The 15,246-nt window shown below is 58.4% G+C and carries 13 protein-coding genes; 7 read left to right on the forward strand and 6 right to left on the reverse strand.

Features of this window, described 5'->3' with window-relative positions; translation table 11 throughout:
• Both AABO57_18630 and AABO57_18635 read right to left on the reverse strand, forming a co-directional pair.
• The coding region (locus AABO57_18630) for a transposase zinc-binding domain-containing protein (GenBank protein MEK6287738.1) at nt 1-565 on the reverse strand (565 nt) is incomplete at its 3' end.
• On the reverse strand, nt 555-1,421 hold the full coding sequence (locus tag AABO57_18635) for a site-specific integrase (protein ID MEK6287739.1): 867 nt from the start codon (nt 1,419-1,421) through the stop codon (nt 555-557). The genes AABO57_18630 and AABO57_18635, both read right to left, overlap by 11 nt.
• Nucleotides 1,422-1,740: 319 nt before the next feature.
• Between AABO57_18635 and AABO57_18640 the strand changes: the two genes are divergently transcribed.
• The 4 genes from AABO57_18640 to AABO57_18655 all read left to right on the forward strand — a co-directional run bounded on the left by AABO57_18640 (nt 1,741) and on the right by AABO57_18655 (nt 5,953).
• Nucleotides 1,741-3,630: a hypothetical protein gene (locus AABO57_18640; GenBank protein MEK6287740.1), complete on the forward strand. Its 1,890-nt coding sequence runs from the start codon at nt 1,741-1,743 to the stop codon at nt 3,628-3,630.
• A 42-nt stretch (nt 3,631-3,672) separates the two neighbouring features.
• Entirely contained in the window at nt 3,673-4,308 is a 636-nt protein-coding gene (locus tag AABO57_18645; GenBank protein ID MEK6287741.1) for a hypothetical protein, read from the forward strand.
• Nucleotides 4,305-5,180 carry an alpha-L-glutamate ligase gene (locus AABO57_18650; protein ID MEK6287742.1) on the forward strand — a complete coding sequence of 292 codons (876 nt, stop codon included), beginning with the start codon at nt 4,305-4,307 and terminating at the stop codon, nt 5,178-5,180. The genes AABO57_18645 and AABO57_18650 overlap by 4 nt, the downstream gene beginning before the upstream one ends.
• 647 nt (nt 5,181-5,827) lie before the next feature.
• The gene (locus AABO57_18655; protein MEK6287743.1) at nt 5,828-5,953 is read left to right on the forward strand and encodes a hypothetical protein; all 126 of its coding nucleotides are present in this window, start codon (nt 5,828-5,830) and stop codon (nt 5,951-5,953) included.
• A 150-nt stretch (nt 5,954-6,103) separates the two neighbouring features.
• Here AABO57_18655 and AABO57_18660 read toward each other — a convergent pair whose 3' ends face one another.
• Nucleotides 6,104-7,648: a vanadium-dependent haloperoxidase gene (locus AABO57_18660; protein ID MEK6287744.1), complete on the reverse strand. Its 1,545-nt coding sequence runs from the start codon at nt 7,646-7,648 to the stop codon at nt 6,104-6,106.
• A 441-nt stretch (nt 7,649-8,089) separates the two neighbouring features.
• Between AABO57_18660 and AABO57_18665 the strand changes: the two genes are divergently transcribed.
• The 3 genes from AABO57_18665 (at nt 8,090) to AABO57_18675 (ending at nt 10,516) form a co-directional block, all read left to right on the forward strand.
• Nucleotides 8,090-8,845 carry a DUF969 family protein gene (locus AABO57_18665; GenBank protein MEK6287745.1) on the forward strand — a complete coding sequence of 252 codons (756 nt, stop codon included), beginning with the start codon at nt 8,090-8,092 and terminating at the stop codon, nt 8,843-8,845.
• Nucleotides 8,842-9,825: a DUF979 domain-containing protein gene (locus tag AABO57_18670; protein MEK6287746.1), complete on the forward strand. Its 984-nt coding sequence runs from the start codon at nt 8,842-8,844 to the stop codon at nt 9,823-9,825. Before AABO57_18665 ends, AABO57_18670 begins: the two co-directional genes overlap by 4 nt.
• Before the next feature lie 277 nt (nt 9,826-10,102).
• Nucleotides 10,103-10,516, forward strand: a complete 414-nt coding sequence (locus AABO57_18675) for a hypothetical protein (protein ID MEK6287747.1) — start codon at nt 10,103-10,105, stop codon at nt 10,514-10,516.
• Nucleotides 10,517-10,633: 117 nt separating this feature from the next.
• Here the strand turns inward: AABO57_18675 and AABO57_18680 are convergent, their stop codons facing one another.
• The 3 genes from AABO57_18680 to AABO57_18690 form a co-directional block, all read right to left on the reverse strand.
• Nucleotides 10,634-11,527 carry an MIP/aquaporin family protein gene (locus tag AABO57_18680; protein MEK6287748.1) on the reverse strand — a complete coding sequence of 298 codons (894 nt, stop codon included), beginning with the start codon at nt 11,525-11,527 and terminating at the stop codon, nt 10,634-10,636.
• Nucleotides 11,528-11,698: 171 nt separating this feature from the next.
• Nucleotides 11,699-14,065 (reverse strand): parallel beta-helix domain-containing protein, encoded by a 2,367-nt coding sequence (locus AABO57_18685; protein ID MEK6287749.1) that lies wholly within the window; start codon nt 14,063-14,065, stop codon nt 11,699-11,701.
• A 153-nt stretch (nt 14,066-14,218) separates the two neighbouring features.
• A complete protein-coding gene (locus AABO57_18690; protein ID MEK6287750.1) occupies nt 14,219-15,160 on the reverse strand; it encodes a pseudouridine-5'-phosphate glycosidase in 942 nt (313 codons plus the stop codon).
• Between the last annotated feature and the right edge of the window lie 86 nt (nt 15,161-15,246).

Genomic DNA, 15,246 nt, shown 5'->3' on the forward strand with positions numbered 1-15,246 from the left:
GAACCAGGAAATCTTCCCGCGACCTCTTCCACTCACCCTTCTCGCTCAACCCGCCGCCAGTCACGATGTAGTGCACGTGCGGATGGTAGATCAGCGCCCGAGTCCACGTGTGCAGCACTCCCACCATCCCCACTCGCCCGCCAACGAATCGCTCGTCCCAAGCCAGCTTCTGCACCGCTTCCGATGAAGCCCGAAACAGAATGTTGTACACCGTCTTCTGATTCGCCCGCGCTACTCGCCTTAACTCTTCGGGCAACGTGAACGTCACCAGAAAATGCACCACCGGCAGCAGCAACTCCTTCTGCTCCTCCAGCCACTTCTCCGCTTGATCGTTCCCGCACTTGGGACAGTGCCGGTTCTTGCACGAGTGATAGCTGTATCGACGCTCATCGCACTTCGTGCACACGTACGCCTGTCCGCCGAGCACAGGCGTCCGGCACTGCTCGATGTCGCGCATCGCTCGTAGGTGAGCGCGCGGCATCCGCTCGCCGTACTTCGCCAGATACTCCGGCCCGTGCGCCCGGAATATCTCGGCCATCTCGACCATCACCCGATCACAGCCCAACCATGATCCGGTTGATGGCTTCCCGGCCGAGGTCTTCCGCTCTCGCCGTCAGATGTGTGTAGATGCTGGTGGTCGTCGGCGAACTGTGGCCGAGATACTCTTGTATGAGCCGCAGATTCACTCCCGCTTCAAGCAAGTGCGTCGCCCACGAGTGCCTGAGCGTGTGTACCGACGCCGCCTTGTTGATCTTGGTCTCTTTGAGCGCCGCTCGAAACGCGTGTTGAACCGTGCTCTTGTGCATCGGCGCGGTCGAGTTCTTCAACCGAACGTGGTCGCGGCCTTCGGATGGGAACATCCAGGCACGGTTGCGATGCGTCACCCAGTACTCGCGCAACAACTCGACCGTGCGCTCGGGCAGAGGCACATAGCGATCCTTCCCGCCCTTCCCGTGACGCACGTGCAGCATCCCTCGCCCACTATCGATGTCCCGCACCTGAATGTGCGTCCCTTCCTGCAGCCGCAACCCACACGAGTAGATCGTTCCGAGACACACTCGATACCGCGGCAGTCTCACCCGCCCGAGTATCTTCAGCACTTCCTCGACGCTCAGGATCACCGGCAGCTTCTTCTCGCGCGGCGCTCGTACAAGCTTGAGGGTTGTGAACTCTCGGTTCAGTGTCTTCTCGTAGAAGAACTTGACCCCGCAGATGGCGATGGTCGAGGCCGCTCGCGAGTACTTCTTGACATTCTTGATGTATAGGAAATACTGTGCAAGTTCTTCCTCGGTGATGAGGTCAGGAGACTTGTGATAGTGGTCGGCGAGCTGGCGCACGGCACGCACGTAGGCTTCTTCAGTTCGCTCCGAGAGCCCTCGGAGCTGAAGACACTCGATCATTCTCTTTCGCAGTTCGGTCATAGCTACACCTCCGGATTGGATTTGTGTTTCGACGAAGGAAGTGTAATGGATCAGACTTCCGGATTGAGAATGATCGAGCTATTCAGAGGCTGGTCTGAGGTTCTGCGCGTAGCGCTTAGTTCAACAACTGCTTGCAACCGACCCCGCGATGGCGTGCTTCTCAAGACGCCTTATTGCGCATCTCGGCCTCTCGCAATATCGCGTAGAGCGTTGTGGGGCTTTGAGAATCATTCACCATTGACAGGTGCCGACTTTTAACAGAAGATTCGCTAACAAGCTTATTGGAAACTTGCTCACTCAACTCACGGAGGACGCTACAATGGCTGGAACCTGGACAAACCTTACGAATGCGCCACCGCAGACGGTGTGCACGACTTTCTTACTCACCGACGGCACCGTGCTGGCGCAGGGCGTGAGTACCAACAAGTGGTATCGGCTGACGCCCGATGCCAACGGAAGTTACGCCAACGGCACTTGGGCGACTATGGCCGACAGCGTCAACGGGCCTCTCTACTACGCCTCCGGCATCCTGCGTGACGGGCGACTAATTTACGCAGGTGGCGAATACAACTTCGGCGATGCGGTCTGGCTCAAAGCAGCCGAAATGTATAACCCGGTCGCTAACACGTGGACGACTCTACCCACCCCGGCGGGCTGGAATATCATCGGCGATGCGCCCGGTTGCGTTCTTCCCGACGGGCGTTTTTTCCTCGGCGAGGTGACGACGAAGCGCACCGCAATCTACGACCCCGCGACCAACGCCTGGACAGCCGCGGCAGACAAGATTAACCGTGTAAGTGAGGAGAGTTGGTCACTCATTTTCGACGGCAGCATCCACGCGGTTGACTGCTCCAACCCGCCCAATGCGGAAAAGTATGTCATCGCCGCAAACGCCTGGGTCGCAGCGGGCGCAACCCCGCACGTCCTGGTGGACACCATCTCGGAGATCGGAGCATCAGTGTTGCTCCCGGATGGCCGACTGTTCGTCATCGGGGCGACCGGCTTCACTGCTATCTACACCGTCCCTCCAATCTCCAACCAGCCCGGCACATGGGCGGACGGGCCGACCATTCCACAGGTCAATCCCGGCGAGGCGCTCGGCACAGTGGACGCGCCCGCCGCGCTCCTGCCTAACGGTCGCGTGCTCTTCTCCGTCGGCCCAATCACCGTCCCGGCTACGTTCAAATCGCCCACCTACTTCTTCGAATACGACCCGGACACTAACTCCATTAGTGGGGTTCCGAGTTCGAATCCGATCAACTCGAACGGCGTGCCTTACTTCGGTAGGATGCTCATGCTCCCGTCCGGACAGGTCTTGTATACACACGGCACTACCACGGTCGAGTTGTACACGCCGGACGGAACGTATGATCCTGTGTGGCGTCCGACCCTCACCAGATGTCCGACCACGCTCCGGCGCGGTCGCACGCACACGCTCTCAGGCAGGCAGATCAACGGGCTTTCGCAGTGTATCTATTACGGGAACGATGCCACGCAGGCAACCAACTATCCCATCGTCCGCCTCGAATCCACGTCCGGTTCGGCTGTCGTCTACTGTCGAACGTTCGGCTTTTCCACGATGGGGCTTCAGACCGGGACGGTGGTTCACACCTGTCGCTTCACAGTACCGGCGTCAACGCCGACCGGGAATTATCGTCTCGTCGTCATAGCCAACGGAATTCCTTCCGCGCCGTGCCGTGTGAGCGTAACGAATAAGCGGTTCAAGGAATTGAAGTTCGAAATCAAGGAAAAGGTTGAGATCGTCGAGGTCCATAAGCGGCTGATTGATCACCAGAAGCTCCCTCAGGAATTCGACCTCAAGATGGTTCGGGAGGAGTTCGAACTTTTCGAGCGATACGAGGAGGAGTGGTTGCAAACCGTGCGCTCAATGTCCACGCAGCTCGATGAGGTACAACAGGAAATGACGCGTAGTTTCATCAAACCAGAGGAGCGCCCTGAGGTCGGAGGACCGCCTCCGCCTGAGATCGAGCCGATTGAGCCGCGCAAGATCAGCGCCGCCGAGGGGCGAATCGGACAGATCAAGCGCGCCTTCAACGATGGTCGCAAGGAGCAATCGCTCACAAAAGAAGCCGACGCTATCCGCCAGAAAGTGCACAACCTCTCAGGGCAGGGCGTCGCCACGAAAGAAACGGAGAAGGGCGGCGGCAAGGCCAGCCGCAAGGCCGGTAGTAAGCGAGGCCGTAAGTAAGCGGGCACGATGATTGTTGTGGTTGGGAGCCGCCACGACTCTGTGGCTACAGACCTCGTCGCGTCGTGGCCGCGTGCCGCGCTTTGCTCGGCTGAGGACATTGTTAGCCCGGGCTGGGTGTGGCCTCACAGGCAACCTGCGTCGCGGACTTGGATCGTCAACACGAAACAAGTCCGCGACGAGGATGTGACGGGCGTCTTCATCCGTCGGCCCACAGTCTATGCAGAAGAGCTGGCGACGACTCATCCCGCCGACCGAGCTTTCCTCGCCTCTGAAGTCCATGCATTTCTAATGTTCGTCCTCGCGACCACGTCGGCACGCGTCGTCAATCCGGTGTGCGACGGTGCGTTCGGCGAGGAAGCACTGCGCCCCGAGGGTTGGTCAGCAGTCGCGTCGGAGGTAGGAATCTCCGTCCGCCCCCTCCGCGTCACTAGCGAACCCCGGCGACGAACTAGATATCGCACATATGAAGTCGAAGTGGTCGGAGGCGAGGTGTTCGGCGATGCGCCCGCGCGGGTTCTTGAGGGCGCGCGCCGCCTGACTGGCGAGCTGGGGCTTGCATGGGGAGTGCTTCTGTTCGACGCGCGTCACCGACTGATTACCGTTACCGGCGCGCGCCGGCCCAGCGACGCAGCGGCGGCGGCGCTCGGTCGCTTACTCAAAGCGGTGCGCTCATGATTCTCGTCTGGGGATCGCGAACCGATACGCCGGTCGCGAGGGTGCTTGAGGCGCTCGAATTGCGAGGCGCTGATATCTATTACATAGCTGAGAGCGCCCTGACGACGCTGCGATACGACATCGTCTTCGGGGCGTCGTCTCCCAGCGGCTGGATTGAATCGGGGGGACGACGAATCGCGGTAGACGATTTTCGCGGCATCTACCTTCGCCCCGGCGAGCCTGTTGCCGGCTTCGCGCGAAGCGCCGCCATGGTTCTTCTCGCGCTCGCGTCCAGCCTGCGGAGCGTGGTCGTCAATCGTCCTGCGGCGGGTCGCTCCAACGCGTCGAAGCCATACCAACTCGGCCTCATCGCGCAAGCGGGCTTCCAGGTGCCCGATACTCTGGTCACCACCGATCCAGCCGCTGCTCGGAGCTTCCTGCGCGAGCACGGTCGTCTCGTCTACAAGTCGCTGAGCGGGATTCGCAGCATCGTCGCAACCCTGGACGCGAGCGACGAGGCTCGCCTCGACAATGTCCGCACCGGCCCCGTGCAACTACAGGCGTATGTGCCTGGTCTTGATGTGCGGGTGCACATTGTCGGAGAGCATTGGTTCGCATGTTCGGTGGAATCGGCAGCGGCTGATTACCGTTACGCGGGAGCGGCGGGCACTACTGCGGAGTTGTCCGCGTTCGAGTTGCCGGAGCACGTGGGTAGACAACTCGTGGCGCTCGTTCATGGAATGAACCTTCTGGTGGCGGGGGTGGATCTCCGCCGCACGCCCGACGGTTCATGGGTCTGTTTCGAGGTCAATCCGTCCCCGGGCTTTACTTGGTACGAGGAGGCCACGGGTCATCAGATCGCCGAGGCCATCGCGAACTTGCTGGTGAGTTGAAATCTCAAGTTCCGCCGATGCTCGGGGCCACGTACCCGTGCCCTTCTTCGGCTTGCATTGGGTGTATGGGTCGCGTGTTAATGTGGTCGACCGAGACTACATCACTTCACGAAAGGAGCCGTTCCATGGACAATAATATAAGGGAAAACTTACGAATCCTAATCACCAATAATACTCTTGCGAATCGTGCTGGTTCAGAACTCTACGTGCGTGATCTCGCAACTGCGTTGCTCGACGGGGGGCACACACCCATTGCCTACAGCACCATCTTGGGGAGGTCGCGCGGGAACTGCGGGCTTTCACAATTCCGGTGATTGATAACCTCGATGCGATGGCGACACCCCCTGACGTAATTCATGGCCATCACAGTCTTGATTTGATGACGGCGCTATTGCGCTTCCCAGCAGTACCAGCCATCTGCTTTTGTCATGGATGGCTTCCCTGGCAGGAGGCTCCCCTACACTTTCCTCGCGTCCGGCGTTACGTAGTCGTCAGCCAGGCGATCCGTGACAAGCTCCTCTGCCAACTCCACCACAACAATCAGTGTAATGGTATTGGTCAGTACTAAGTGTTTGTGAACAGGTTCATCTAATCTTTCACAACGGCGCGAATCTTAAATGATAAGAGCGGATTACTGGAAAGCGACTATGTTGACCGCCGGAATGGTTTACTTCTCTGGTATGGAAGATGTGAAAACCAAGAAACCGGCTCTAGAAAAAGCGGTGAAAAAATGGGTGAAGGCGATGTATAAATTAATGCCCACAAGGCATTGAAGGTTTCGTTGTAGCAGCCCTTGATACCCTCAGAATGCGGACTCACGCGGCGCGCTCCTTGCGCATCGCGTGCAGCCTATCAAGTCCGTTAGGCATCGGCAAAAGCTCGCTTGTTATGACGCCTGCTTTACGACCTGCTCACGACAACGCTCATTGGACAGGCAAGAACGCGTGCGTGAACACCCAATCTGCTACCTTCCGTCCCTGAGCAATACCTTCGGTCTTGTCATACGACCAGTGGATACCCAGATAGATGCGGCTCTGGCCGTTTTCTTCCTCAGCCTGAGAGAGAGTCGCGAAGCTACGCGGGAGGAGCGGACGACTATTCCCACTATTGTCCTTGGTCACGCCGTTGAACTCATCCGACACAAAGGTGAAGGGGATATTGTCCTTCCCGTAGAAGTTGCGCAGTATCTGGAAGAGAGCGCCCCCAAACCCCGCGTGCCCCGACGGGTAGGCTGGAAAGGGCGGTGTGAAGTTCGGCCCGGTGAGGTTGCTGGCTGGCGCGCCCAACGGCGAGAAAGTCGGATCACAGGTGGTCGCGTCGTTGCCGTCGCCAAGTCCAGTCGGCCCTGTCCCCGGGTCCGCTTCACGGATACCGCCTATCGGGCGCCAAAGATTGTAGAAGTACTTCGACTCCCAGATTGCGATGCCTGCGTCAGACATTGCCACGTTGACAAGCGCCAGGAGTCGCGCCAACTCGATGTCATTGGATCCCATCTGATCAGCAATCTGCACGGCAATCTGGTTGTATAGCCTCGGCGGCGCGCACAGGCTCGGCGTCCCGTCGTAAGCCCAATAAATGCCGATCTGGGTCTGGGTGGCGGTGCGCTCGGTCGGCGTGATCACACCGTCACCGCCCAAACGTTTAACCTCGTCGTAAGCAGTCGCGTACGCCGCAGTGGTCATGTCCGGTGGAGCTGGAACCCTGAACTGGTTCCCGGACTGCAGGACAAACGGGGTAACCTCACCCCAACGTGCTCCCAGCGCGAGGGGTATCAGGCTGATCGGATCCTGGCGCCATTTGCCCGGGTCGTCACTCGTGAAGTAATCAACGCCGACGCGCATCTCCGGCAGTTGCGCGCCATCGTGGTCGGTGAGCGCCAGTATCGAGAAAGCCGCTTGTCGTCCGAGAGCGATCCCGTTCCTTTTTTTGCGCCCGTCGGGGATCTGGCTCAGGTCCTGGGCGAGGGCAGTATCGAAGGTCGCCTTTTGAGATGGAAAAAGGGCAACCAGCGTATCGTGCGCCGCCTGCGCTATTGCGGCATCCTTAAAAATCTTTGGTGTCGGGGGATAAAGGCCCGCGAAGCTCTGATATCCGCCGACGATCGCGTTGAGCGCATCGAACATCGCGATGTGGACAATCGCGATCGCCCGGCTTGACCGCCCGGGCCCGAGTTGCTCGCCGAAAACGCGGTTCTCGCCGGGCGCAACGCCTGTGTGGTCGAACCCGCTGGCGTCGATCGCGATGCGGTTCCAGCGAACCAACTGCTTCCGTGACTGTTTCTGCGCATTGGCGATCTGAAATAAATCATCATTGGTCTGTCCGGGAGTCGGAGCCTGAGCGGTGTAGAGCGGCCCCCAAGCGTAATTCAATTCGTCACCCGACTGGCGCATCCCGGCTGACACGGCCAGGGTCAGGGCGAGAATGGCCAGAGTCAACATAACGAACCTCCGATTCGGTTTAATAGTCATATGTACCCTCCTTACTCAATCATTCGCGGCTTCGGTGTTGGAGGTCCAACAGATCCCGACCAGCAGGGGGAGGCTGTGGCAAGACGTTTACCTTCTTCAACCGTTTTACTTGAAACCATGATCTGCCTGGAGCGGCTCTTAAACTGTCCCACTCTGAGTTAGAGTTACCAAGCTAACCAAGTCGCACATTCTATAACATTATTCCAATCACTGCCAAAGATTTTCGCGGTCAATGCGCGCCTCGAGTTCCCCTCCCCCAAATCTCAACGATTGTGCTCTACCCTCAGCTTTCCGTCAATTCGCCTTAAGCGACGGATTCAGCAGTTTGGAATGAGCAGACCAGCTCTTTACTCTTTTGACGTGCGTGCGTTCGCAATCCGAATAGAGTAGACTCGCAGAATATTTTTCGGCGCTCACTCTTAACCGATTCAAGGAGGCAATGTGCATCTCGTGGACCTGTTGAAGCTCAGCGGAATTGCGATTGTGATCATCGGGCTGGCGCTTCGTTTGCGCACCACCCTCGTGGTTGTGACGGCCGGGTTGGTTACCGGTATAGCGGCGGGCCTGCCGCTCTTTTCAAGTGAGAGCATCTTTCAAGGACTTCCGTTCCTCACCAAGCCCGGCCAGGAAGGCATCATCAACATGCTCGGCCGCGCGTTTGCCGACAACCGGCTGATGACCTTGTTCATCCTCACGCTGCCGGCGATCGGGCTCGCGGAAAGACACGGGCTGCAGGAACAATCGGCGGCGCTCATTCGGCGGTTCGCCGCGGCGACGGTTGGACGATTGCAAATCGTCTATCAACTCTTCCGAGTGCTCACCGGAATCCTCGGCGTCAGGCTCAACGGCCATCCTTCATTCGTCAGACCGTTGATCTTTCCGATGTCTGTTGGCGCGGCGGAGGTTGCGTTCAAGGCTTCGAGCGCAGACGATCTGCCCGAAGATGTAGTCGAAGAAATCAAAGCAGCCGATGCCGCAAGCGAGAACTACGGCAACTTCTACGGGCAGAATCTCTCGCCGGTGCAGCCAGGAATCCTGCTGGTGTTCGGGGTGCTGACGGGACTCGGCTATGTGGTCAGCGTTTGGAGCCTTGTAGCCTACGCCATTCCCATCACTACGATTTCGGTCTTTCTTGGAGCGATCCAGTTCTGGCTGCTTGATTTGCGACTTCGAAGAAAGGCGGCAACGGGCCGATGATTCAAATCGCGGCCGTTTCCTTCTCATCAGTAGTCAACGCGCTGTTCAGTCTAAACTCGGTCTATTTTTTGACCGGGCTCGTGCTGTGGGTATTCGCGGCACTGAGCTTTCGCGACCGCGCCAACAAGAGGCGCAACGGTAGCGGATTGTTCTGGTTGATACTCGGAGCGATCTTCATTTTTGGCAGCGTCCTGCCTTATTGGTTAACGGGAGTGCTCGTCCTGGCGATGGTTGGCATCGATGGCGCGGGCGGCGTAGCGCGCGGACACTACAACGAATCGACGAAAGCAGAACAGGCGCAGCGAGCCCGAACGCTCGGCAATCGAATCTTCATACCCGTGTTGTCGATTCCGGTAGTGACGTTCGGTTTAGCGATCGCATTTCGATTGCTTGGGCTGGATGTGAATCGAGGAGCGCTGGTCGGGCTGGGGTTTGGGGGCATCAGCGCAATGGCTACGTGCTTGTGGATCACTCGCGACAAGACTCGAGTGATGATGCAAGAAGGAAGGCGCCTCAATGATGCGATGGGCGCGGTGAATATTCTCCCTCAACTGCTTGCCTCGCTCGGAGTCATCTTCACCGCGGCGAAAGTGGGCGATCTGATCGCAAGCGGTATCTATCGAATCATCCCGGCCGACAATCTATTCTTGCTCGTGCTTGCAAACTGTCTGGGGATGGCTTTGTTTACCATCGTGATGGGGAACTCGTTTGCCGCTTTTCCGGTCATAGCGACGGGCGTGCTTGCGCCGCTGATCATCCAGCCCTTCGGCGTTCGGCCGGAGATGGTCGCTATCATCACGCTGACGGCCGGGTCCAGCGGCACGCTGATGACGCCGATGGCCGCAAACTTCAACATAGTTCCCGCCGCGCTTCTTAATATGCGCGATCAGTATGGAGTCATAAAGTTTCAGTTGCCGTTCGCTTTGACCATATGGTCGCTGCACGTGATCCTGATGTGGCTGATGATTAAGCTGTTTTAGTTGTCTCCGTTGAAGGCCTGGGTGTAGCTGCCGGCTTCGAACAATCAAAAAACAACAATCCAATGCCAGAAAACATTTGATTCCCGAACTCTATTGCTGTATAAGCAAATTGTCACATCTATCGTTCTTGGAAACCCCGTACAAGGTTCCGATCGATTAAAGCAGCGGCCGATACTGGCTCGGACTGCTGCTCGACTGGCAACACAATCACTAACTACCGGAAACGGACGCTAGTAACAGCCACACACTTCCCTGTCCTAACAACAGGAGATTTTTCATGGATAGAAAGTACAAGCAGCGCGGTTATCAACAAGACGATGAAAGAGAGCAAAAGCCGCGCCCAACGAGTCAATCAAAGAATGACGTGCGCCCGCCGAAGATGCCCGCGTTTCGCGAAGTAACCCGGTGCTCCCTCTGCGGAACGATGATCAATATCGAGATCGACGGGATCTCGTTTGACGCACAATGCCCGAAGTGCCACAGCGATCTGCACACGTGCAAGAACTGCGTGAGCTTCGACCCAGGCGCGCGGTTTCAGTGTCGTAAACCGATAACTGAGCGCATACCGAAGAAGGACCTGCGCAACGAGTGCTCGCTGTTCGAAGCGCGCAAGACCGTTGAGCGCGAAACAACGACGGCGGTGGCTGAAGTGAAGGACGCGCGCTCCGCATTCGATAAGCTCTTCAAGTAACGCCATACGTACTGACGCTCCTCACCACTCGCTAGCGAAAGACCAATAACGCCGCGCATAGCTCGATCTGCATTCACAGTTGTGTGCGCCCAGGGAACGCTTGCGCATGAGGAAATATCAGCCGGCGCTTGGCGGGAGGAATCGCCTCACAAGGTAGCGGTATGCGGCAGCGCCGATCAAACCGCCGATGATCGGCCCAACGATATAAAGCCACCATTCGTCGCCGCGCGGGCCGGGAAACGCGATTCGGCCGAACCCAGCGACGTAAGCGAAAAGCCGCGGCCCGAAATCGCGAACCGGGTTCACCGCGTCCATCGTGAGCGGCCCGCCAACTCCGACTATCGCGGTTACCGTAAGGCCGATGAATATGGGCCCGAGCCCGGCCTGCGGCATGCCCGGATTGCCGGGCTCGGTCAGCGCAAAAATCATCAGAAGCAAAAACATCGTCAGCACTACCTCGATGAAAAACGCGGCGCCCGTGCTGACCGTCGCCATCGCTGCGGCGTCTACGCCGATGCCGCCTGGATTGGGATAGAAGCACGAGAAGATCATCATCAGCTTCTGGCTGCCCGCGGCTCCAACCTCGACGCCAAGCTTCTCCAAAGCGCGAGGCCAAAAACCCGACCACAACGCGTAGACGCAAGCTGCTCCCACGAACGCGCCAGCAATCTGGCTGGCGATGTAAGGGATGATCCGGCTGCGAGGAAAGCCCCGGAAAACAGCCATCGCAATCGTGACCGCGGGATTGAAGTGCGCTCCCGATACCGGACCGGCGACGTAAATGCCGAACGTGACCGCTAGCCCCCACATCACCGCGACTCCCCATCCGTCGATCGAATCGGTCAACACCGCGGCCGCTACTGCACCGTCGCCGACCAGTATCACTATGAAGGTTCCGATGAACTCGGCCAGGCATTGACCCGGCAGGCTTGCGGTGAATACGGCGCTCACGTTCCTCGTGGCGTTCTCGGCTTCGGCGATCGTTTCCAATTCTATTGCGGCTCTTGACACCGATTTACCTCATTTCCGATTGGCGATTTCCGATTGGCGATTTCCGATTGGCGATTTCCGATTGCCGGTTTCAGATTACCGATTTCAGATTGGAGATCTCAGATCTCAGATTTCAAATGTGCGATAGTCTGCAATTTGAGATCTTGAATCTGAAATCGGCAATCGGCAATCTCAGAGATACTCCTGCGCGAGCATAAGCGTGCGCCAATACGCGCGTCGCAGAAATCCCGGCCACTTCGCGTTCAGAAGAGGCGTCGAGCTCGTCGCATTGGCTTCCTGCCATCGGTTGGACCAGCCGCTCAGATCCCACACCAGGTCAGCACCTTTGAGCCCCGCACGCTGAAGCGCCCCCGCCGGCTTGCGGCCGTTGTCCGAATACGTGTTGCCGTGAATCCAGTTGTTCTCCGGGATCGCGCCGACGTCGAAGGCTGTGCCCTTCGGAAAAGCAATCTCGAGGCTGAACACCGCGACGCCGTAGCAATCGTTGCCGCGAATCTCATTCCCGGTTACTTCGTTATTGTCGGCCGCCATCACCATCACGCCGGTGCCCGGCGGAACGTTTGCGACAATTGAATTCGGATTTGCGAAGTTCGCAAGATTGTTGTTGATCACCCGATTGTTGCGCACGATGCAGTTGTGCCCGGCCTTCGACGGGTTGTTCGGCAAGATGAACACCAGAATCCCACCGGTGTTGTCGTGAACGTTGTTGTTTTCTACAACCGCATTGACGGAGTTCTCAATCTCGATCCCGGTTACGTTGCCGTACGCTTCGCAGTCCTTAACGACTATGTCGCGAGATTGACCGACGTACAAAGCCGCGTCTGAGATGCCGGTGGCCACGCAGCGTTCGATTCTCACGCCGGTGCAACTCACGGGATAAAGGCCGTACAGCCCGGTGTTAGCAAGCTTCAAGTCGCGGAAGGTCACGTTGCGCGCGTGCTGAGTCACTACGCCGTTGGCGATGTAGTTTTGCACGTCGAAGTTCTCGATGAGGAAGTTGCTCCCGGTTGCCAGCACACCGTCAGAGAGTTTGTTCTCGCCATCGAGCACGGGACGCAAAACGAAGCCTTCAGTAATGCCTGGGGCTACTTGTTGCGCGACGCCGCGCAGCGTGATGTTATCGAGATCAATCTTCACTTCTTCTTTGTAGACTCCGGGCATCACTTCGATGGTGTCTCCGGGCCGGGCGCGATCGACCGCCGCTTGAATCGATTCACCGGCTTTCACCGAGATCGTTTGGGGCGCGCGTTCGGCAATCAGTTCTTTCGAAGAGCCGGTGTTGTACCTCGCGACAAGCTCGCGGGCGGTATTCGTCAAGCGCGGCACTACAGGCAACCCTGAGGGTACCTTGTCCGGAAACTCGGGCAGATTAGATTCGTCCGTGAGCGAACACAAGAATGCGATGAGGTCTTGCTTCTCTTCAGCGGTGATCGAATAAGTGTGAATCTTGTCGTCTACCTTCGCGTCTTTGAATCCGGCTCCGGGTCCGCCACCGGCAGCGTAGAAGTCCAGTACTTCTTCGAGCGTCTTGAAGCGGCCGTTGTGCATGTAAGGCGCATTCAAAACGACGTTGCGCAGCGTTGGAACTTTGAACGCGAACTTGTTGCCCTCGCCCTTGGTCACTTCAAAGCGGCCGTAGTCCGGTTGCGAAGGGTCGGCGTCGGGGACCCCGATGATCTTGAAATCGGGATTCGCAAAGGTCGGAAGACCGTGGCATTCGAAGCAGCGAGTCCGCCCCGAGCGAAACAAGTTGAAGCCGCGCCGCTGTTCGGGAGTAAGCGCGCCGAGCTCGCCTTTAACGAAGCGATCGAACGGCGAGTTGTTAGCCGTGAGCGTCCTCTCGAATGAGGCGACTGCTTTTTGCACGTTTTCGAGCGTCACCGCCGAAGCGTCCCGGCTCGCGAATGCCGCATCGAATCGCCGCGCATATTCGGGAATGGCTCTTAGCTCTTTGACCAGTGTTTCGGGGTTCTCGTTCATTTCGATGTCAGTGGTGATCGGCCCCTTCGCTTGATCTTCGAGGTCATCGGCCCGGCCATCCCAAAACTGCTTATGATTGAATGCCGCATTCCACAGCGTCGGCGCGCCCCTGCGCACAACAGATCCGCCGTCGCGTTCTGCCCCGAGGCCGTGACCTCCCTTCCCCATCGACAGCGCCCGCCCGTCGGTGAAGCCTAGATCGGGATGATGGCAGGTCGCACAAGAGATGTCGTTGGCGCCCGACAGAATCGGATCGAAGAAAAGCAATCGCCCAAGCTGGACCCGTTCGTCGTCGTTGGCTGCCGGCATCGGATTGTCGGCGCGCAGCACCATTTTCGGGAACTGGCGCACGAGCCCGCCTCCGCCCTTGCCGACTCCGGCTGTTCCGCCATCGCCAACAAAGTCCGCGCTTGCCGGCCATAGCCCGAGGGCGATGAAGCCGGCGACCGGCAGAGCTGCAAGAACGATTAGCACACGCAGCCATCGCCGCCGCGGTCGCGTGCGGGGCTGTGAATGAGATTGGTCCAATTGAATCTGTTTTGCGGATGCCGCAGCCATAGCGCCTCCCTGAACGATGAGTTGGATGTGAAGTTCGTGTTGTGAGCGTAGGGGATTATATTGATAAAAGCGCTAAACACAAAGGCGCGAACTCAGGCTCTGAGATCTGAAACTTGAGATTTGAGATTTCCGGATCTTAGTGGCTTCGTTGCTTTAGTCTCTTCGGCTCAGGCTCGACGCTATAAGCCCGGCAACCTCGGCGTTGTTCTCAAGCAACGCGCGATTGGCCTCCAACGTTCTCCCTCCAGTGAGCTTCTCCATCTCCGCGAGCAAGTATGGTGTGAGGGCCTTACCTCGAACCTTCTGTGCCGCCGCACGCGCCATCGCTTCGTCCACGGCGACGGCGATTTCGGCAGCCGGTATCTCAAACTCGATGGGCACGGGAACGCAAACCAGAACGGCGGTGCCTCCGCCCATCCGCCAATGGCAGGCGGCAACTTCCGCGGCTTCGTCCGAAGTGCCGACTGTTACGTCCACTGCCAGTCCGCTGCTTCGGGAGTAAAATGCAGGGAACTCTTCGGTGCCGTATCCGATTACCGGAACGCCAAGCGTTTCCAGATACTCGAGCGTCTTCGGCAGATCCAGGATTGCTTTGGCTCCGGCACACACGCAGATGAGCGGCGTGTTGCCCAGCGCGGTGAGGTCGGCGGAGGTGTCGAACGACTCAGCGGCTCCTCGATGCACGCCGCCGATTCCGCCAGTCGAGAAGACGCGGATGCCCGCAACGTGCGCAAGCCGCAACGTAGATGCGACTGTCGTCGCACCCCAGCCGCCGTTCATCATCACGCTTGCGAGATTGTTGAGTCCCACCTTCTCGATTCGCCGTCCGTCCGGAGCCTGAGCTGTGGCGAAGAGGCGGATCTCGTCGTCGCTCAATCCGATCGTTGGCGCTCCATCAACGATTCCGATTGTCGCGGGCGTCGCGCCGCGTTGTCGCACGGCCCGTTCACAAGCCAGGGACGTCTCGAGATTGAGCGGGTAGGGGAGACCGTGTGCGATCACGGTTGATTCGAGGGCAACGACCGGCATTCGCTGGTTGAGCGCGCGGCTAACCTCCTCCGCGATTCGAATCTCGGGTCGCGATATGTTCTTCATGGAAAGCCGTGTCGTGCGCGCCCATCCTATACAACCCCGCTCTCGGCTAACAAGCGACCTCCTCCGGCTCGCGGCCGGGAAGGTGG

The organism is Acidobacteriota bacterium (assembly GCA_038040445.1).
GTDB lineage: Bacteria > Acidobacteriota > Blastocatellia > UBA7656 > UBA7656 > Onstottus_A > Onstottus_A frigus.